18 protein-coding genes and 1 pseudogene are annotated in these 19,991 nt (G+C 45.7%); 10 read left to right on the top strand and 9 right to left on the bottom strand.

Features of this window, described 5'->3' with window-relative positions; genetic code table 11:
- Positions 1-9: 9 nt before the first annotated feature.
- The 5 genes from QFZ78_RS22705 to QFZ78_RS22685 form a co-directional block, all read right to left on the bottom strand.
- Entirely contained in the window at positions 10-189 is a 180-nt protein-coding gene (locus QFZ78_RS22705; RefSeq protein ID WP_307550916.1) for a DinB family protein, read from the bottom strand.
- Positions 186-518, bottom strand: coding sequence for a DinB family protein (locus QFZ78_RS22700; RefSeq protein ID WP_307550914.1), 333 nt, complete (start codon positions 516-518; stop codon positions 186-188). Before QFZ78_RS22700 ends, QFZ78_RS22705 begins: the two co-directional genes overlap by 4 nt.
- A 4-nt stretch (positions 519-522) precedes the next feature.
- Positions 523-918, bottom strand: coding sequence for a VOC family protein (locus tag QFZ78_RS22695; protein WP_307550912.1), 396 nt, complete (start codon positions 916-918; stop codon positions 523-525).
- Positions 919-980: 62 nt separating this feature from the next.
- Positions 981-1,955, bottom strand: coding sequence for a helix-turn-helix transcriptional regulator (locus QFZ78_RS22690; protein ID WP_307550910.1), 975 nt, complete (start codon positions 1,953-1,955; stop codon positions 981-983).
- Positions 1,956-2,074: 119 nt separating this feature from the next.
- Entirely contained in the window at positions 2,075-3,826 is a 1,752-nt protein-coding gene (locus tag QFZ78_RS22685; RefSeq protein WP_307555843.1) for a sigma-54-dependent Fis family transcriptional regulator, read from the bottom strand.
- A gap of 239 nt (positions 3,827-4,065) precedes the next feature.
- On the opposite strand from QFZ78_RS22685, the gene adh reads away from it, so the two are divergent.
- The 5 genes from adh to QFZ78_RS22660 all read left to right on the top strand — a co-directional run bounded on the left by adh (position 4,066) and on the right by QFZ78_RS22660 (position 8,505).
- Entirely contained in the window at positions 4,066-5,586 is a 1,521-nt protein-coding gene (adh, locus tag QFZ78_RS22680; protein WP_307550909.1) for an aldehyde dehydrogenase, read from the top strand.
- 12 nt (positions 5,587-5,598) lie between these two features.
- Positions 5,599-5,964, top strand: a complete 366-nt coding sequence (locus tag QFZ78_RS22675) for a DUF779 domain-containing protein (protein WP_307550907.1) — start codon at positions 5,599-5,601, stop codon at positions 5,962-5,964.
- 408 nt (positions 5,965-6,372) lie between these two features.
- Positions 6,373-7,569, top strand: a complete 1,197-nt coding sequence (locus QFZ78_RS22670; protein WP_307550905.1) for a ParM/StbA family protein — start codon at positions 6,373-6,375, stop codon at positions 7,567-7,569.
- Entirely contained in the window at positions 7,566-8,012 is a 447-nt protein-coding gene (locus QFZ78_RS22665; RefSeq protein WP_307550902.1) for a hypothetical protein, read from the top strand. The genes QFZ78_RS22670 and QFZ78_RS22665 overlap by 4 nt, the downstream gene beginning before the upstream one ends.
- Positions 8,013-8,046: 34 nt before the next feature.
- Positions 8,047-8,505, top strand: coding sequence for a hypothetical protein (locus tag QFZ78_RS22660; RefSeq protein WP_307550901.1), 459 nt, complete (start codon positions 8,047-8,049; stop codon positions 8,503-8,505).
- Positions 8,506-8,593: 88 nt separating this feature from the next.
- Here the strand turns inward: QFZ78_RS22660 and QFZ78_RS22655 are convergent, their stop codons facing one another.
- From QFZ78_RS22655 to QFZ78_RS22645, 3 genes are all read right to left on the bottom strand, one after another.
- Positions 8,594-9,496 carry a phosphotransferase gene (locus QFZ78_RS22655; protein WP_307550900.1) on the bottom strand — a complete coding sequence of 301 codons (903 nt, stop codon included), beginning with the start codon at positions 9,494-9,496 and terminating at the stop codon, positions 8,594-8,596.
- The gene (locus QFZ78_RS22650; protein WP_307550898.1) at positions 9,468-10,514 is read right to left on the bottom strand and encodes a phosphotransferase; all 1,047 of its coding nucleotides are present in this window, start codon (positions 10,512-10,514) and stop codon (positions 9,468-9,470) included. Before QFZ78_RS22650 ends, QFZ78_RS22655 begins: the two co-directional genes overlap by 29 nt.
- A 205-nt stretch (positions 10,515-10,719) precedes the next feature.
- Entirely contained in the window at positions 10,720-12,294 is a 1,575-nt protein-coding gene (locus QFZ78_RS22645; RefSeq protein WP_373461059.1) for a catalase, read from the bottom strand.
- Positions 12,295-12,436: 142 nt separating this feature from the next.
- Here QFZ78_RS22645 and QFZ78_RS22640 point away from each other — a divergent pair, with 142 nt between their 5' ends.
- From QFZ78_RS22640 to QFZ78_RS22620, 5 genes and pseudogenes are all read left to right on the top strand, one after another.
- Entirely contained in the window at positions 12,437-13,426 is a 990-nt protein-coding gene (locus tag QFZ78_RS22640; protein WP_307550896.1) for a substrate-binding domain-containing protein, read from the top strand.
- Positions 13,423-14,886 (top strand): sensor histidine kinase, encoded by a 1,464-nt coding sequence (locus QFZ78_RS22635; protein WP_307550895.1) that lies wholly within the window; start codon positions 13,423-13,425, stop codon positions 14,884-14,886. Before QFZ78_RS22640 ends, QFZ78_RS22635 begins: the two co-directional genes overlap by 4 nt.
- Positions 14,861-16,228: a response regulator transcription factor gene (locus QFZ78_RS22630; protein WP_307550894.1), complete on the top strand. Its 1,368-nt coding sequence runs from the start codon at positions 14,861-14,863 to the stop codon at positions 16,226-16,228. Before QFZ78_RS22635 ends, QFZ78_RS22630 begins: the two co-directional genes overlap by 26 nt.
- A gap of 377 nt (positions 16,229-16,605) precedes the next feature.
- Positions 16,606-17,940 (top strand): annotated as a pseudogene (locus QFZ78_RS22625) (sugar porter family MFS transporter); the annotation flags it as partial.
- Between the two features lie 416 nt (positions 17,941-18,356).
- Positions 18,357-18,611, top strand: a complete 255-nt coding sequence (locus QFZ78_RS22620) for a hypothetical protein (protein ID WP_307550893.1) — start codon at positions 18,357-18,359, stop codon at positions 18,609-18,611.
- Positions 18,612-18,633: 22 nt separating this feature from the next.
- On the opposite strand, the gene QFZ78_RS22615 is transcribed toward QFZ78_RS22620, so the two are convergent.
- Positions 18,634-19,827, bottom strand: a complete 1,194-nt coding sequence (locus QFZ78_RS22615) for an MFS transporter (RefSeq protein WP_307550892.1) — start codon at positions 19,825-19,827, stop codon at positions 18,634-18,636.
- Between the last annotated feature and the right edge of the window lie 164 nt (positions 19,828-19,991).

Raw genomic sequence — 19,991 nt, 5'->3', positions numbered from 1 at the left:
GGATCTTATTCACTTATTTACATCAAATAAGTAAAACACATAATCACTAGATACACCTGCATGTCCGAGTTGACGGAGCATAGAAGTGATGTTGCCGCGGTGGTAAGTGCCGTGATTAACAACGTGCTGGATAAGCTCTTCGTTGCTGGCATGCAGGACGCCATATTTCGGATTCGGAAAGTCTTTCATAGCTTGCCAATCGACATCACTATTAAAAAGGCTCTGTAAGCCTCGGTTAGCTCCGAGAAGGCGGCCTCTAGTTGTTTCAAGCTTTTCCCCTTGGTCTTTTCTTCAACAGTGACGATCAGCTCTCTGGTTTGCTCATAGCTGCTTCCTTTCATGCCGGACAACCAGACAGTATCCACTCTGTAGATGTGCACAAGGCCGGCATGTATGGTTGGAAATACATCGCTCATCTCCTGCAGCAAAATCTCCTCCGGCAGTTCCTCTAAATGAGTGAAAACGCGCTTATTAGCCCATACATGATACTCGTAATTTTTGATAATTTGAGTAGACATCTGATCAATCCTCCTTTTTAATTGCTTGATAGAGTTCTATTAATGTGCCATCGGCATCCCGAAAATGGGCAAGTCGTCCATTCCATGTCGGATGATTAAATGGTTCTTTGATGAATTCGACACCTTTTTCTGATAAACGATGGTAGGTATCATCTATATTTTCAACTTCAATATTGAGTACAAAATTCGTTGCATAGCTGCCGCTTTGCCCTAAATCTTCTCCCAGTGCTTCGCCCATTGCTTTGCGGGGCAGCAGCTCGATACGAGCAGCGCCCGTGTTAAACAACGCGTACTCCATTGACTCCTCATACCAGTCAGCTTTCAATTCTAATTGATCCCTATAAAAAGCTGCGCTTTTGTGAAAATCATCAACCAAAATACGAACTTGTAATAAATTCATGATCTTTCCTCCCTAGGTTTCACCTAAGACCCATTGTAGTCTATCTTCACTGACAGAAACGGTCAGTCAAGCTGCGCCGACGCATAATAATTGTGTAAATTTTTAGTTACCTCAATCATTTGGTTTTGGAGCAGCTGCGGCTCTTTAATGCGAAGGGTCCCCCCATAAGTCAGAAGAAAGTAGGGAAGATCAAACCGGATGTACCGCTCTTCCAGTTTGAAATGTGCTTCAAGCTGCGAACGTTCTACCAACGCATGGGCCAGCAACCAATGACCACATAGATCATCTAATGCTTGCTCTCTTCCTGTAATTTTGACAGATATGAGCTCATCTGGCTTATCCGAATAAGGCAGCACACCTGAAAGGATAAATTGGCGCGCCGAGAAATCAGCAGGCCGTTCAAAAGTCTTCTCCGTCGTAGTTAACTTTCGAATACGATCGATACGAAAGCTTCGAATTTCTTTACGAAGATGACAATGACCTACCACATACCATTTGCTTTTCCAGCAAACAAGTCCGTAAGGATCCAAATGACGAGCTTCTGTTACAGATCCGTAGCCTTTTTGATAATCCATAAATATCGTTACGCTCTGAGCCACCGCCAATTCCACTTCTTGAAGCAGGGATACTTGCGAAGCATCAGCTTGGGGAAGAATGACGTCCAGACCTTGCTCATGTAAATGGATTTGATGGCGTTGTTCTTCATTGGTATACATTTTCAGCTTTGCGACTGCCTGACTTAATTTCTCTCCAAACGGATACCCCGCCTCCTGGGCAAAAGCGGCTGCATGAATTAACGCTTTTTGTTCATCCAGATCAAATACAAGCGGAGCTTCATTGAACTGACCGAGCAAGCTATAACCGCCATGATGCCCGGAATCGGAAATAATCGGGACTCCGCTGGCACATAAAGCATCGATGTATCGATAGACGGTTCGGATGTTTATTTCCAGCTTCTCAGCAAGCTGCTTAGCTGTTATTCGCTTCTGAGATTTGAGCAACCACAGGATAGAAAGCATATGATCTGCTTTTGACATAACCCATATTCCTTTCCTAGGAAATGCTTTCCATACGCCTCCATCATACCATTGACAGACCGATGAAAAAAACACCCAATCTCGAAGAGATAGGGCGCTAGCTTTATAAAAATATACCGTTAAAATAACGTTATGCCGTACTCCTCAATTTTACGATATAGCGTCGTTCTTCCGATTTTCAATTGTCCGGCGGCTTTGCTAAGGTTCCATTCCGAGTTTTTCAACGCCTTCTTGATCGCCGTGATTTCCGCGTCCTTCAACGTGAGTGGGTGATCTTTGCCTGGCCCTGCTTGCACAGCCTCATCGGATTCTTCGAACGATAGATGCTCAGCGTCAATCGCCTGTCCTCCAGCTAGGAAGACCGCCTGCATAAGAATGCCACTAAGCTCTCTTATATTGCCCGGCCAGCTGTAGGTTAACAGCTTTTGCTGCGCTGCTTCCGTTATAAATGGACAGGGCGAAGCGTGCTTTTGGAGTAAATGATCGGCTAATGTCAAAATATCGCTTCTCTTTCGTAATGACGGCAGCGTAATATGTATCACCTTCAATCGGTAATATAGATCAGCCCGAAATCGGCCTGCTTTAATCTCCGTGGCCAAGTCCTTATTCGTTGCAGCAATGACTCTAATGTCAATTGCTTTGCTCTTCGCGCTGCCTACCGGAGTAATCACGCCTTCCTGGAGTACTCTTAGTAAAGCAGCTTGCGCACGAAGAGGCATGTCGCCTATCTCATCTAGAAAAATAGTACCTTTGTGCGCGGCCTCGAATTTCCCGGCATTACCGTCTTTGTTCGCTCCCGTGAAAGCCCCGCGAGCGTATCCGAACAATTCACTCTCGACCAGGCTGTCCGGGATGGCGCTGCAATTCAGTGCAATGAACGGCTCTGCCGACCGTGTGCTGGCGGTATGAATGGATTGCGCGAACAATTCTTTCCCCACACCGCTTTCACCTAATAATAAGACAGGAAAATCAGTCGCTGCCGCCTTCTTGGCTAGTTCTTTCTTCTGTAAGAGGGTCGGACACGTACCGACAATATCCCTAAACGCATACAAATGCTGCTCGTTTGCCGCTTGCTTCTGAATGGAGACGGACTGCCACAGCTTCTGATGCTCATTATGAATGGTTTCGACCGAAAAGCCTTCCAACTTCGTAAACACTTTGCCAATTGCGTCACTTCCAACAATGCGGATGGCGGCATGATTAGCACGAAGGATGCGGTTATCCCGGCTTAGAGAAAGCAGCGGTAAAGGATGATTTAGTGAGGAATGCTCGAGTTCTCTGAGGGTAATGAGATGCTCCTTCTTCGACTCTTCCAGCAGAATTTTATTCTGTAGGGAATGGGCTGCCATACAGGCAAGTGTAAACGTATAGGCGTGGTAATTCTCTTGTTTGCCGCTAATATTGATGATACCGATCAGTTCGCCGATTGAATTGAAGACGGGTGCCGAGGCGCAGGTCAAGAAGTGATTGGAGTTGAAATAATGCTCTTCGGCATGCACACGCACGGCTTTTTTCTCTGCGAGGGCGACACCTATGGCATTTGTTCCTTTTCTTCTCTCTGCCCAATTTGCTCCTACTTGCAGCTGAACCGCTAACGCCCGGCGGGAGAAATCGATATCTCCAACCGTGTGAATAATGGTTCCCTCCGAATCGATAAGCAGCGCCATCTGACCGGATTGCTTGATGCCTGTGTGCATTTGCTCGAATATTTGCTCCGTATAATGTATGGTTTGCTCGTTTTGCCTTAACAGAGATTGCATGTGGCTTCCGGTTAAGATGTCGTCGTCAATGGGGTCGGTGGGCATTAAACCAAGTTCGTGACAGCGCTTCCAAGATGACGCCGCCGCTTCTGATAAAAAGTTATTTTCCACGGATAGCAAAAATAAACACCTCCATTGCAATCGGTTTCCTAATCCGATCATATCATAGTTGCTTTTATTAATGGAGAGCTGAAAGAAAGAATGTCCCAAAATGGAACACTTCCGTTGTTTCAGATCGGAACAAAAACTAGTAAGCGCTCACCATATTGCCTTATTGGACGGCATTCCATATGTTGGCACGATCCTTGCTTATATATTTAACGTATTCCATTTTAAGGAGGCTGAGCTAAATGATTTATGCACAACCTGGACAAAACGGATCAAAGGTTACGTTTAAAAAACGGTACGAAAATTTTATCGGAGGGCAGTGGACTGCGCCTATTAAGGGTCAATACTTTGATAATCCATCACCTGTAAATAACCGTGTTTTCTGCGAGGTTCCACGCTCTACTTCAGAGGATATCGAGATGGCTTTAGATGCTGCGCATGCTGCAAAGGACGCATGGGGGCGCACGTCCGTTGCGGAGCGTGCCGTCATTTTAAATAAAATTGCTGATCGGATGGAAGCGAATTTGGAAATGCTCGCGGTTGCCGAGACCTGGGATAACGGGAAGCCGGTTCGAGAAACGCTCGCGGCTGATCTGCCACTGGCGATCGATCATTTTCGCTATTTTGCAGGATGCATTCGCGCCCAGGAGGGTTCGCTCAGCCAATTGGATGACAATATGGTAGCTTACCATTTCAATGAGCCTCTTGGCGTCGTCGGTCAGATTATACCGTGGAACTTTCCATTGCTTATGGCGACATGGAAGCTTGCACCAGCACTTGCGGCCGGAAATGCGGTCGTTCTGAAGCCCGCTGAGCAAACGCCGGCATCCATACTGGTGCTGATAGAGCTCATTCAAGATTTGCTGCCGCCAGGCGTACTTAATATCGTCAATGGCTTCGGACTTGAAGCCGGTAAACCGCTTGCCTCGAGCAGCCGGATCGCGAAAATCGCCTTTACCGGCGAGACAACGACAGGCCGTTTAATTATGCAGTATGCTTCGCAAAACCTGATTCCGGTCACCTTGGAGCTGGGTGGTAAGTCACCAAACATTTTCTTTGAGGATGTGGTCGCACGTGATGACGCTTTCTTCAATAAAGCGCTCGAAGGCTTTGCAATGTTCGCCCTGAATCAAGGAGAAGTCTGCACCAGCCCGTCACGCGCATTAATTCAGGAATCGATTTATGATCAATTTATGGAAAGAGCCTTGAAGCGAGTCGCTGCCATCAAACAGGGTAATCCTCTGGATACGGAAACGATGATTGGCGCACAAGCCTCTACCGAGCAAGTTGAGAAAATTATGAGCTATATCCATATCGGTGCACAGGAAGGTGCCGAATGTCTGATCGGCGGAGATCGGGCAAAGGTAGATGGAGATATCTCCGAGGGCTACTACATTCAGCCGACAGTTCTGAAGGGGCATAACAAAATGAGAATCTTCCAAGAGGAGATTTTCGGACCGGTTCTTTCCGTTACGACGTTCAAGGATCAGGAAGAGGCGCTGGCGATCGCGAATGACACGCTCTATGGTCTTGGCTCCGGTGTTTGGACGCGCGACATGACCACGGCCTACCGGATGGGGCGCAGCATTCAAGCCGGCCGCGTATGGACGAATTGCTACCATGCGTATCCTGCCCATGCGGCTTTCGGCGGCTATAAGAGCTCGGGCATTGGTCGCGAGAATCACAAAATGATGCTCTCCCACTACCAGCAAACCAAAAATTTACTTGTCAGCTACAGCCCCGACGCACTGGGCTTCTTCTAAGAGAGCCGAACGATGACGATAGAAGTGAGCAAGGTTGTTGCTACTGATGCCGCTCTAGAGCTAATCGAAATCGTAAAGGCCAAACATGGCCCTGTCATGTTTCATCAATCCGGCGGATGCTGCGATGGCAGCTCCCCGATGTGCTACGCGCAAGGGGAGTTCCTTATCGGCGACAGCGACGCATGGCTGGGGGATATAGGCGGCGCCCCCTTCTATATGAGCAAGTCGCAATACGATTATTGGAAGAATACGATGCTTATCATCGACGTGGTACCCGGCAGAGGTGGGATGTTCTCGCTTGAGGGGCCGGAAGGGCGACGTTTTCTGACTCGCTCGAGGATGTTCTCGGATGAGGAGCGGCGTGTGTTGGGTCTCTAAGCTTTTTTATAAGATAGGATTAATAACCCTGTTCTCTTTCCTTGACGAAGGGAACAGGGTTTTTTGTGCTGCAGGCAGCCTTTTACAAGAAAGGCTCCTCCTATATTGGCCTATGACCATGACGCAAATCGCAGAAAGGCTGCATTAGAGCTACTTTTGGCTGGAATTGTTGTATCTTTTGTAACAAGTTTAAACTTTACATTTAAATCCTAAACTTTACATTTAAATCTTAACGTTTAAATCGTACAGTTTAAAGCTTAAATCTTAAAGTTCAAATCTTAAACTTTAAACTTTAAAGTTCATTCCAACTAGCAACTAAAAATACCAATTATTCCAAACACCCTCTCAATTGGGCCTTGTTACGCGAATCTTTATATAAACAATAAGGTTGAGGAGAGGGGAATAGACTTGACAAAGAACGAAGTCTTAACCACTACCATCACGCTGTCTATTGATAATGGCAGCAGTCACGTTAAAGTGATTTACGACCATTTGGACAAAAACTTTATTTTTCCTAATGTACTAGCACAACCGTTTGGTGAACGATTTCTTTTGATGGAACAAGGTGATCCCTTGGATTTTCTTGACGTACAGATTACATCGCCTTCGATAGAGAGCGATCAGTACCGACATGTTTACGTGGGTAACTTAGCGATCGGTGACGAAGGGATTATTCATGAAATTGTAGGGGATAAAGCGGTGCAAAAGAAGGCCCAGAGACCCGAAACAATGGTGACACTCCTTACGGCTGCGGCGTATGCCATTGCCAAGAAACATGAGGATGCCATCAGGCGGGGGAAAAAGCGGATTAAAGCCGCTGTCAACTTGGGTACAGGTTTGCCGATTCGTGAAATAACGAAATTCCGTGAGGAATTTGCTCATAAGATTACAGGAGGCGTACATTCCGTTACATTCGGGACGACCCCCGTATTTAAAGGGATAACAGTGGAAATGGAATTTTCGCTTCCTACCGATATCAGCATAGACGATGTATCCGGTGTTTACGACCTTGAGGCCACTTCCAAATCGCATCTATCCCATAAAGGCTTCGGCATTGCCGATGTTGGTGGTGTTGACATGGATATCGCGTTCTTCAAACCCGGTCTCGATCTGGATCAGCGGCACTCTACCGGCGCTAAGATCTACCTTAATGATGCTTTAGAGAGCATTCGCAACGAGGTTAATTCGCAAGGCGAGGAATTGATCGCTAGCACGGCAGAATTGACCCTCATGCTGGTTAACAAAGAGTATGAGATTTATGCGGAGGGTAAGGTTGTTTTTGACATGACAAGCCTTATTAATCGGCACATGCGCATATTAGCGGAGAAAGTGCTGAAATACGCCCGCAACTCTTGGAAGCATGTTCGCTACGCCAACGAATTTTGGTTTATCGGCGGTGGAGCGGTCGTTTTGCAGCCTTGGATTGAGAAACTAAACGCTGAGCTGGGCTTGCCCATTAAGTTTGATAGCGTGGAACACAGCCAATTCCGAAATGTGCGAGGCACCTTTCTTATGCTTGACCACGCGCTGAAACATGCGGACGAATCCGCGGCAGCTAGTGCTGATTCTGAAGGAGTATCTGAGAGCGGGAGCGGTTCGGATTGAAAAAGCGGAGATCCACCGTTTACGTTCGTTCCGGTAAGGATGTTACCCTTTATATTCCGTCAGATACTCCGCCTGAGGTTATCGACTATTTGAATCAGTTGAAGATGGAAGGCATTTTCAGTCAAGGAATCATGGATATTTTGATAAAATATGTTCGTGAAGAGCAATCGAGTAAGCGACCGGTTGTAGAATTATTTCCCGGGAAAGAAATGGTCTCGGACATGGATGATGCCGTTTCTCTAGCAGACAGCTATAGTGACATGGATTCGGCAGAGCCTATTGAACCTTCTCATGAATCGAATGATGATTTCAACCAGCCAAAGAAGGAGATCCTGAGTGCCAATGATCAGAAAAAATTCAGCTTGGCACAAATATTCCGGCAATCTCGGCATAATTCGGGAAAGCTAGTACAACCCTCGGATCATGGCAACAATAATGAGTAGGTGAACTCCATGATAATGAAAAGGAGGACATCAGATGGACAACGGACAAGCTAAGGACGCAGCGCGTCATTTTAATCTTTCAGATGAAGTTTTTCACCATCCCGGCATGGATATTTATACACAAATGACTTTTATCGTCTTGAAATGTTATTCTTCGGAATCGAATATGCCAGGATTATCTGATATCGCTAAGCTCGGTCGCATGAGTCTCAAGCAGGCGACCAAGGCTTTGCAGCAACTCGTGGAGATGAGAATTGTCTCGCATAAAATATTCCGTCGTATGGTTGGAGATTTCCAAGACGATCGACTTTCGTGGGCTGCTAAGGGCTTGCTTACGTTTTGCAAAGAGAACCCGAACATCAACCTAGACGATCTAGTGGAACTATCCAGTGAATCGGGCGAGGATGAACATAGCATACGTAAGGCTCTTAAGGAATTGTACGAATATGGGTACTTGGAAGAGTATCCTGTATGGAGCAAAATCGCTAACTAAGGTATAGATGACATAAGAATCAACTAAAAGGCATCCTGTCTAAAGGGTGCCTTTTTATCAATCATGGATTTGCAATGACTATTCCCAATTACAGTAACGCCCTAAGCTCACGCTGATACTTGTTCAAATGGGCGGTTGTCGGAATAACCTCTTTGGCCAAACGAATACCGCCAATCCTAATGTTCCGGACCACATGATAAGGTGCAGATAAAAGGGCATGAAGAAGGCTGAGATCAGATGAGCTCAAGGGACGATATTTCTGATAATAATCGATCCAACGAAGCATCTCCGAACCGTCCCAGAGGGCGTTTCGATGAAGAATATGGGACAAATCCTTCATTCTGGTGTGGAGCGAAGTGTTGTCAAAATCGATCAAATGCAGCTTCCGCCGTTTGTCTTTCATGAGATTGGGATAATTGTAATCGCCATGAACAAATGCAGAAACCTTTTGTTCCGTATCGATAGCCTCTATCACTTTGGGCTGTTGTAAATGATCTAGTACGTCCTCACTAAGTGCTGCTAAATGTGCGGTAATTTTGTATGAACTGAGAAAGGTTTTATATTCGTTAATCTCGTGATCCAGCCCCATATATCGAATTCTAGCTTCGGGAGCTTCGGCAGTAGGAAATCCTTCCGCTATAGAATGGAACTTGGCTAAAGTTCGAATGCTTTTCTTTAAGTCTTTCTTCCTCGTAAAGTCCGGCCTCTGGCCGTCAACCCAATTCGTTAATGTGTAGGAAAGGCCATCATAAGTCATGTAGGGCGATTGCTCCACTGTAGGAGAAACCTTTTGACTGCGAGTAAAACCACGCTCATCCATATAGGATAAAATCCGGGTAATAAACCGGACCTCCTCTTCCGGGAAAGCGTAACTTTTTAAACAATAAGTCTCGTTCGTAGTCCGAACCTTATAAATATCTTTTATTTGCATAGTTTCTTTAATTTTTATGCCATACATTTGTTCAATCTGTGACTTCATGGACATCTTCATGCTCATTCTCCTTAGGGATTGATTTTGTCCATTCATCTAATAAATCCATGGCTTTTAATCGGGGATGCCAGGTTTTTTCCAAAATTTCGAGCATTTCACGGCTTCTTGATTGATGAGGGAACCGAGTAGCGTGCCAAGCTTCCCGAGGTAATCCATATAAGGACGAAATTAATTTACGCTCGGTCTCATCTAAAGGACGCCGTTCCTCGTACCCTTTTAATAACGCTAGTATGAAATCGGGATTGAATTGTGTAGTATTCATGAGCGCTTTCGCAAGATCCACATAGATGGATCCCACTTTAACACGGTCCCAATCGATAATGAACAGCTGGCCATTTTCAGAAATAATAACATTAGGGGAAGTAATATCGTTGTGTATCAATGCGGGATGCTCCGATTCCTTCTTCATAAGATCTTCAATCTCAGGGCTGCTTAAGTTAGCCCATGCTTGATCGGTGAGACGCTTACAGTATTTTCCGTATTTTTTGTACCATTTACGGTTCCGTTCATGCGTTTGGATAGCTGTTGCCATTCGTCTACGAAAGAAGCGATCTTGGATTTTCCATAATTCGATTTGTTTATGCGTGAAGGGCCCTTTAGTGTCAAGGAGACCACTGGATGTAGTATGTAGGGTGGCAAGGCCCCGGCCAAGCTCTTCAAAATCTTCATTCGTTTCCAAATTCCTTCCTTTTATCCACTCGGTCATATAGAAGGGGCGTCCAAGGTGTAAAGTCCATAGCTTTCCGGAAGGGGTAGTGAGCCATTTGGGCATGTAACTGAATCCACTATTCATCATGAGTTCTATATACGCTGCTGTTGTTTTCATTTGATGAACGGTACTCGTGCGGAGGAGTGTATTTCGAAAAAAGGGTTTCATGGCAAAGGTGCCCGTTTCCGTTTGTACTTGAATGATGGCGTTTTCTCGGTAAAAGGACGCAACCGTGCCTGACCGGAGCGGTAGCAGGCCGAAACGGCGAGTAATTTTATGAATTCGGTTTTTCGTATAGGGATTTGCCATGTAGCAACCTCGCTTTATTTAAGATGGGGAAGGAGTAGCTAATACCTAGACTATTCATTAAGGGGTACGTCTGTATGGTCTATTGCCACGAGTTACAGTAAAAACTTTCCATTTGGGCAGCCAGGGAACGAAAAAATGACCGGAAGGCTGTGAGCCTTACTCGGTCATTTCCTGAAACAAATGTTTCGTCCTTATTTTTTAATTTTTAGTATCCATCTGTTCGCTTTCCTGAGTTCTCGGCAATTTCAGCGCCATCTCTTTCAGAAGTGGATCCGAGGTGTGTCGAATCGACGTTAGCTTGAGTAAGACCTTCTGAAACACGTCGACCGTAATCAGGATCGGCCTTTGTGAAATGTTCGATCATTTTACTCTGGATCATTGGCTTACATATCTTCAGCGCATTTACCAAATTCGCAATCAATTCATCGCGTTCCCAATCTTCAAATTTGCGATAGGTATCTCCGGCTTGTTTGAAATCATTGGTTCGGCTAATTTTTTCACGGACCAATTTGTCATTATACATAGGTTGATGTTCTTTACCGGAAGGAACTGCTTCTTTTAACCCGCCAAGTGAGGAGGGCTCGTAATTCACATGCGGATTCTGCCCGGGGGCGCGATCAACCATGATGGTCATTTGCCCATCCCGTTGGTTCGTCGCTATACGTGTTTTGGGGGCATTAATCGGCAGCTGAAGGTAGTTCGTTCCCACGCGGTATCGCTGGGTATCGGAGTAAGAGAAGGTTCGGCCCTGCAGAAGCTTGTCATCGGAAAAATCGAGACCATCTACCAGAACCCCCGTACCGAAAGCAGCTTGTTCGACTTCAGCAAAGTAATTTTCGGGGTTCTTATTCAGCACCATTTTGCCCACAGGTAAAAAAGGAAATTGTTCATGATCCCAAAGCTTAGTCGGATCAAGCGGGTCGAAGTCGAGCTCAGGATGCTCGTCATCACTCAAGATTTGAACACAGAGCTCCCATTCTGGGTACTCACCGCGTTCGATAGCTTCATACAAATCCTGCGTGGCATGACTTACGTTTTTGGCCTGTATGCCCTCTGCTTCCTTTTGAGTCAGGTTCTTCATTCCTTGCTTCAACGGTTCCCAATGATACTTGACTAATACGGCTTGTCCGTCTTGGTTGACCCACTTGTAGGTATTCACACCAGACCCCTGCATTTGTCTATAGTTGGCTGGAATCCCCCACGGAGAGAACAGGAATGTGATCATGTGAGTGGCCTCAGGAGAGTTCGATACGAAATCGAACATTTTCTCAGGGTTTTGCAGGTTGGTAACGGGGTCTGGTTTGAAGGCATGAACCATGTCCGGGAATTTCAACGGATCGCGAATAAAAAATATCTTCAAGTTGTTGCCGACTAAGTCCCAGTTACCGTCCTCGGTATAAAACTTTGTGGCGAACCCTCGCGGATCACGAAATGTTTCTGGAGAGTAATTGCCGTGAACGACCGTAGAAAATCGGACAAATACAGGGGTCTGTTTACCAGCCTCTTGAAAAAGCTTGGCACGTGTATAGGTAGAGATAGGACCATTACCCAGTTTACCATACGCCTCAAAATATCCATGGGCACCGGCACCGCGTGCATGTACAACACGTTCTGGAATTCGCTCCCGATCAAAATGGGATATTTTCTCGATATAGTGGTAGTTTTCGAGCGTTGACGGTCCTCGATTTCCAATTGTTCGTATGTTTTGATTATCTGAAATCGGATGACCTTGCCGATTCGTTAAAGTCATCTCTTGATTATGGTTGTCCATTGTCTCCATTCATCCTTCCTTAAATTGTCAATAGTACCTTTTGCCATGTATAGGAAAATTATTCATCATCGAATACTAAACGTGATTTCCGTTTTATCTGCAGGCTCTGTATAATAAATCTATATTTTTTACTAAACTTCGGGGGTGCTCCATGTCAAAGAAAAAGTGGACGGTGGGGCTGATAGGCATATTTCTTGTTTTCTGTTATTTTTTATTTCAGTTTTTATCTTCCTCGCTTAAGATCGATTACTTGGTCGGGCAAATGGAACAAAGCGGGGTAGAGGATAAACGTATCAAGCACGTCGTGCTTATTGCTCAAGAGATCGACAATCCATTCTGGAGAACGGTGGAGTTGGGAGCAAAAGAAGCCGCGGCGCAGCTGGGTATGAAGATTGATTACATGGGGCCGATTCGCATAAATCCTTCTGAACAAATGAATCTCCTAGAGAAATCGATTGCTGCCAAGCCTGATGCCATTATCGTGCAAGGGATAAAGGAGCAGCACTACGATCAACTGATCAGCAATGCGATAGATCAAGGTATTCCATTGCTCACAGTAGATGCGGATGAGCCGGAGAGCCGGCGACTCGCCTACGTGGGAACAGATAATTGGGAAGCAGGCAAACGCATGGGAGAGCTTGTGGTGAAAGAGGCTGGCGGGAAAGGCCGTATCGGTGTCATGATCGGAAGCGAACTGGCGGATAATCAACAGCTGCGTCTAGAGGGTTTCCGTTCAATTATTCGAAATACGCCAGGTTTTGAAATCGTAGCTGTCCGCTCATCGAATATTTCACGAATTCAAGCCGCTAAGCAGACAGAAGCTATGTTAAACCAATACGCAAGTATTCAGACGATGGTCGGATTTAGCTCTTTAGATGCTGTCGGTATCGTGGAAGGACTGAAGGCAGCGAATCGAGCAGATGTAAGCGTGTACGGATTTGATGACCTGGAGGAAACCAAACAGGGTATCGCCCAAGGAGCAATCCTAGCTTCCATCGTTCAGCAGCCTAAAGAGATTGGGTTCAAATCGGTTTATTTGCTAGCGGAAATTCTCAAAGGGGGCTCCATTCCGGTCCAGCACTTCACCACTACAGATATTCTGGATAGAAATCACTTGAAGGCAAGTGTGGGCAGCCCATGAATATACGTAGAATGCTTTTTATTGTCATACCGGCGCTTTTTATTTTGAATAACGCAGTTGCCTATTTCATCTTTGAAAGCGGAAGAACGGTGCAGCAAAGCTATAATGTGATGCTGGATCGGGTATTATTGTACAAGCAAATTGCCGGACAAACGGAGGGGAACCTTCGTGCTCTGAATGTTTACTTAATGGATCGAACAGAGAACAGCCGCAAGGCATATATAAGTCAGAGGGATGAGCTCAATCTTCTGCGGGAAAGCTTGTCTGCACAGGAGACGATTATTCCAACTACTGATCTTACAGTCCGCAGCTATCGAAACATGATCGATACGTTTATAGGGCAAGAAGCGGGTGTCATAGAGGCTATAAATAACCAAGGTTCTTTGGCTTATGCGGCTTTCTACGAAGAGGCAGAGCAGACAGCAGCGTTCATCCAAGCAGAAGGACATCATCTTATTGACTTGGAACTCAGTTATTATCAGCCCTTCTACAGACAAATTCTTATCCAAACGGAAGTTATGAATCATTGGGGAGTCGCTATCTTTATCTTGAATACGCTGATAAGTGTCTTGTTTGCTTATTGGATTTCCCTAGGTATTACCCGACCGATCAAGCAGTTGGCCTTAACGGCTCAACAAATTTCAGACGGGAATTTGCAAGCTCCCCCACCGCAGATCAGTGAGCATAATGAGTTTGGTATGTTATCTAAAGCATTTGGGCGCATGCAAGACAATTTGAAGGAACTTATTATGAAAGAGAAAGAAAGCTTGGAAAAGGACAAGCTGGTCAAAGAATTGGAGCTGGAAGTTTTACAAAATCAGATCAACCCGCACTTTCTCTTTAATTCCTTGAATGTCATATCCAAGCTTGCTCTGCTTGAGGGTGCTGAAAAAACTAGCGATCTTACGGTATCCATGTCGAATCTTCTTCGGTATAATCTTCGGAAATTGGATCGTCCGGTGACGCTCAGGGATGAGGTCGAGCATGCCAAAGAGTACTTTACCATCCAACAGGCTCGCTTTCGTGACCGGATTCAGTTCATAACAGAAATTGACGAGAGCGGACTGGACGTTTACGTTCCCATGCTAACCCTTCAACCGATCCTTGAGAATGTCTTTGTCCACGGTATTGAGGGAATGGAAGAAGGGGCTGAGATTAAGCTGATCATTGCTTGCGGGACTGGTGAAGTAAGGGTTGCCATTTCAGATAATGGGATCGGCATGAGCGAGGAAGTCCGTGAGTCTCTGCTTCACTTCGAATCGGAACCGCTGCTTGGCCAAGAAAAGGGACAATCCACGGGATTAGGGACGCGTAATGTCTTTAAAAGACTCGAATTATTCTATGATAGGAAGAATCTTGTAGATATTCACAGTGAACCGGGCCGGGGGACGACTGTCCTCATCCGGCTTCCTGCTGCAGGAAAGGGGGATGGAGATGTATCGCCTACTGATCGCAGATGATGAAGCTTTAGAAAGAGAAGGCATTGAATGGATTGTGACCCGAATGATGCCGAATACCTTTGAAATTATTCATGCAGAGAATGGTCGCGTAGCTATTCAAAAGGCAGATGAATTTCGGCCGCATATCGTGCTGATGGATATTCGAATGCCGGGCATTCAAGGCCTTGAAGCGTTAAAGGAAATCAAGGCTCATAGTCCGCAGATCAAGATGGTTCTGGTTACAGCCTATGAACATTTTGAATACGCCAAAGAAGCCCTTTCCTTGGGGGTAAAAGAGTATCTGATCAAACCGGCTAAACGCGAACAAATCGTCGCACTCCTCCAGCGTATGGTAGCTGAGATTGAACAGGACCAAAGAAAGCGCGACGAGGAGTTCGCAATACGCGATAAGTACTTCCAGCTGCTCCCGTTGGCGGAAACGGAAATGGCTCTGGTCTTTATGTCAGATCAAGTAAATGACACCGAGGTGGGGTATCTAGCTGATATCCTCGACATTTCCATAGATAAAGGTTGTGTGCTTGTGCTCGCCTTGCCGGAATTCGGGCATACCTCCGAGCAGGAATTAGGCATCGAAAAGAAAAAGCTTTACGAAACGGCAAAAAACTTCGCCAAAGGATTTATCAAGAATAGGGCCGGTTGTGTGGTCAGTTCTATGGTCCATTTGCACATGGTCATCTTTCTTCTGGAGAAGGCAGAAATCAAGGATGAGGTATTACGGGAAGAGGCTGACATCCTAGGCGCTAAGCTAGTGGAGATACTTCACCAACAGCGTAGTATAGACGCTAATGTAGGCACCGGGTCCGTTCAAATGGATATTGAGGGGATAAGGAGATCGTATTTTGAAGCCGTCTTCGCATCCACGTATCCTAAAACATGGGGTAACCTTTGCTCTTTTGAGGATTTGAAAATGCTTTCCCTGGAAGGAGAGTGGGAAATAGCTGATAAGTTTATTTCAGACAATACTTCTGAACGTACTTACGTAGAATTGGCCATCAAACGAATCCGCGAGGAACGTGAACAGCGAACATGGAGTGTCCTAGACAACGCGATCACGTTTATTCAAGATAAATTCCGCGAGGAGCTTTCCCTTGAAGACGTGGCGGAGCATGTCCACTTGAACCCTTATTACTTTAGCAAAGTATTCAAGCAGCAAACGGGAGAAACCTTCATTGATTATGTGACAAGGCTGCGGATTGAAAGGGCCAAGGAATTCATAAAGGACAGGCAATTCAGCTTAAAGGAAGTCTGTTATATGGTGGGTTATAAAGATCCTAATTACTTTAGCCGGGTATTTAAAAAGGTAACAGGGGTAACTCCTACTGAGTACCGCAACCAACTGTAATAAAGACTAAGGTTCATGCAGAGATGCATGGACTTTTTTGTTGTTACCGAACAAGAATGTGCTAGTCTGCCGCTCTATATCTGACGGTTAATTGCAGGCATCAAGATTATGCTTGTAAACAACAAATAAGTGAAGGGAATTGGCCCCTAGCTTGAACAAAACGCATGGTATAATGAGTCTCGCATTAGACGGATTTACGAGTTGTTCATGATAAAAGACTCGCATATAAGTGCGAATAAGTCAGAAGGGATAATCGCTTATGAGCTCACATAAAAACAATCAAGACCAACAAGTAAGCATGAAGTTTGTCACGCTAGTTTCGATGGTTGCCGCTTTGGGCGGTTTACTATTTGGATTTGATACAGCTGTTGTGTCGGGTGCAATCGGTTTTATGAAAGAACGTTTCGACCTAAGTGAGGTGGAAGTGGGTTGGGCGGTCTCCAGCTTAATCATCGGGTGTATCGTTGGAGCAGCAGGATCCGGTATGCTGGGGGATAGGTTCGGTCGGAAAAAAGTGCTGATTATGGCTGCGATCCTATTCATTATCGGGTCCATCGGTTCCGCCATTCCAGATACGTTCACCGGCTATATTATTGCCCGAATTATTGGCGGACTTGGGATTGGTATTACCTCTACGCTATGTCCTCTTTATAACGCGGAAATAGCGCCTGCCAAGTATCGCGGCCGTCTTGTAGCTCTGAATCAGTTCGCGACGGTGACCGGTATCTTCCTCGTATATTTCATCAACATGGGCATTGCGGGGTATGGGGACGACGCATGGGATATTTCAACTGCTTGGCGATGGATGTTTGGCTTCGGGGTTCTTTCCGGGCTTGCTGTTCTTAGTACTGCTTTTCTTTGTGCCTGAAAGTCCGAGATGGTTGATCAAGCAGGGGAGAGCAGCAGAGTCTCTTCCGATTTTACTTAAGATTCACGGCGACGAACTGGCCAGACAGGAAGTACTGGATATCAAGGAATCGTTCAGTCAGGAAAGCGGATCGATCCGCCAACTGTTCAGCCCAGCTTTGCGGCTTGCTTTAATCGTAGGAGTGGGACTGGCAGTTCTCCAGCAAGTTACGGGAATTAACGCGATTATGTACTATGCCCCAGAAATTTTTAAAGAAACGGGTGCTGGCACGAATGCTTCGCTGATTCAGACCATTTTGGTCGGTTTGATTAATTTCCTTTTCACTATTCTTGCTATATGGCTCATCGATAAGGTGGGACGTAAGGTCCTTCTACTTGTTGGATCTGCCTCAATGACAGTGTGCCTAGTTGTAATAGGTGCCGCCTTTCAAACGGGACAACCTTCCGGGCCATTGGTGCTAATCTTTATTTTATTGTATGTGGCTTCCTTTGCTGTATCGCTTGGGCCAGTCGTGTGGGTGATTATGTCCGAAATTTTCCCGAACCGTATTCGTGGAAAAGCTACGGCGATAGCTTCTATGGCGCTATGGACAGCGGATTATATCGTATCACAGACCTTTCCTCCGATGCTTGGTTCTGCAGGGCCAGCGGTGACATTCTGGATATTCGGTTTCATGTCCGTACTTACTTTCTTTTTCACTTGGCGTCTAGTACCAGAGACAAAGGGGAAATCGCTGGAAGAGATCGAAGCCTTGTGGTCTTCGAAAAAAGCATCTACTGCGAATAAAAGCAAAGAAGAAGAAGGCCTCCCATATAGAACTTTTTCTAACACACGTGAATCTTGAGTTGCTCATTATAGCGCGATAATGGCGGTTATCGAACCCCTGTTATCATGAAAAGGAACGACGATTCGTTATTTTGAGCAAATGAGAGCTAAACAGGCATATCACGGAACGAGGATACCTTATTTGTTTAAAAAACACGTTGCAGACGCAAAAATGGTCAAATAACGCATCGTCGTTCCGCTTGAACCCAAATTTATGCAGATCTCAGTGAAATAGCGCATCCTTGTTCCTTTTAGATGGGTGGTAATAGGAACGGTCGCACATATGCGTAAAAAGAAAGAACCTCAACTCCACAAAAAGGAGCTCGAGGTTCTTTTTTACGATCCCTTCTGCCAAAACTAGTCATCTGTCACGAATTAACATCCAACGCATATCATGCAGATATGTAATTACGTGCGAAATGGAGTTGTTCCGAATTGGCGACACCTGATATAGATTATACGCAACCAGATGTTCAATACTTTTTTGATGTCAATAAAAACCGATTAAAAACTAATCCTGAACTATTGAGGAAAACTCTTAAACCTCTAGATAATCAAACCATTGTGATTGGACCTACGGACGAATGTGTGTCAGAAATGCATAAGCGGCAGGCCTATCCCTCGTATGCCAACACGACAAGTCATCCCCATGCAGCGCCTCAATACCAACATCCCACAAAACAATTATAATTATGGGAATCGCTAGCGTTGATTATGCGGGTTTGCGTTCTACTATATAGCAAGCAAATCCTAAGATCAGCGCCAGTCCTACGAGTACGGCACCGACCCAAGGGAGGGCTGTGATTGCTAGATGTGTAATGACCCATCCCCCAATGAAAGCACCGGCGGCATTTCCTAGATTACCAGCTGAATGACTGGAGGTAGAGGCAAGTGCTGGTGCCGCCTGTGCAAGGCTCATAATACGTACTTGCAGCCCAGGAAACACAGCGAAGGAAGCAGCTCCCCACAGAAATATAGTCAAGACGGCAGCGACCGGACTATAAATGGTAAAGGTGAAGAGGGTAAGAATGACACATATCGAAAGGTAAAGTCCCAGTATGGAGGGCATCAGCTTCCAGTCTGCAAGCTTTCCGCCGACGATATTGCCGATGGTTACTCCACAGCCGAAGAGAACGAGGATCCAAGTTACGCTATGTTCAGCAAAACCGCTGACTTGCACTAGCAGTGGCGTAATATAAGTAAATACGGCGAATAGGCCGGCGTTACCTAGTGCTCCGATCAGCAGATATAGAAGAAGCTTGGGCTTGGCGAGAGCGCTAATCTGCTTAACGATACTCGCTGGTTTGTCATGCCGAATTTGCGGTATAAAGATAAGAATGCCGATTAATGCAATGATTCCCATGATCGCTATCGCGCCAAATGAGGATCGCCACCCCATGTGTTGACCGATGAATGTCCCCAGAGGAACACCGATAATATTGGCAATGGTTAGGCCAGCCATCATGATGGATACGGCCCCGGCACGCTTGTCCGGACGTACAAGATTGGAGGCGATAACAGCCCCAACTCCAAAGAATGTCCCGTGTGTCAATGCGGTTATCATACGGGCTCCCATCAAAATGGCATAGCTTGGCGCGAAAACAGAGATTCCGTTACCGAGAATGAATAAAAGCATAAGCAGACATAACAGTTTCTTTTGCGGGATTCGGTGGGTGAGAACCGTCAGGATTGGCGCACCGATAGCTACCCCGAGGGCATACATCGTAATGAGTTGTCCTGCGGATGAGATGCTGACATGCAAATCATTAGCGACATTAGGCAGCAGACCCATGATAACAAATTCAGTCATTCCAATGGCAAAAGCGCCTACTGTAAGGGAAAGTATAGAGATAGGGAACGGTTCTTTGGTTGCTTGCTCCTTGGTAATACGGTGTGATAACTCCATGATGTCAGTGTCAACCTTTCTCTTGTGTGTACTAAAGCTCCAATCGTAATCAAGTCGTGCCGATCAATAAGATCTTTTTCATATTATTTAGTTTTCAAAGCTTATAATCAAGACATTTCTTTTAAAAAATATGTAAAGAGGTGCGTTTTTTTGTCGAGCGATTG

The organism is Paenibacillus sp. V4I5, assembly GCF_030817255.1.
In the GTDB taxonomy this organism is placed as follows: domain Bacteria; phylum Bacillota; class Bacilli; order Paenibacillales; family NBRC-103111; genus Paenibacillus_E.
Note: the sequence above shows the minus strand (reverse complement) of the source record. Positions and strands in the feature narration are given on the sequence as shown.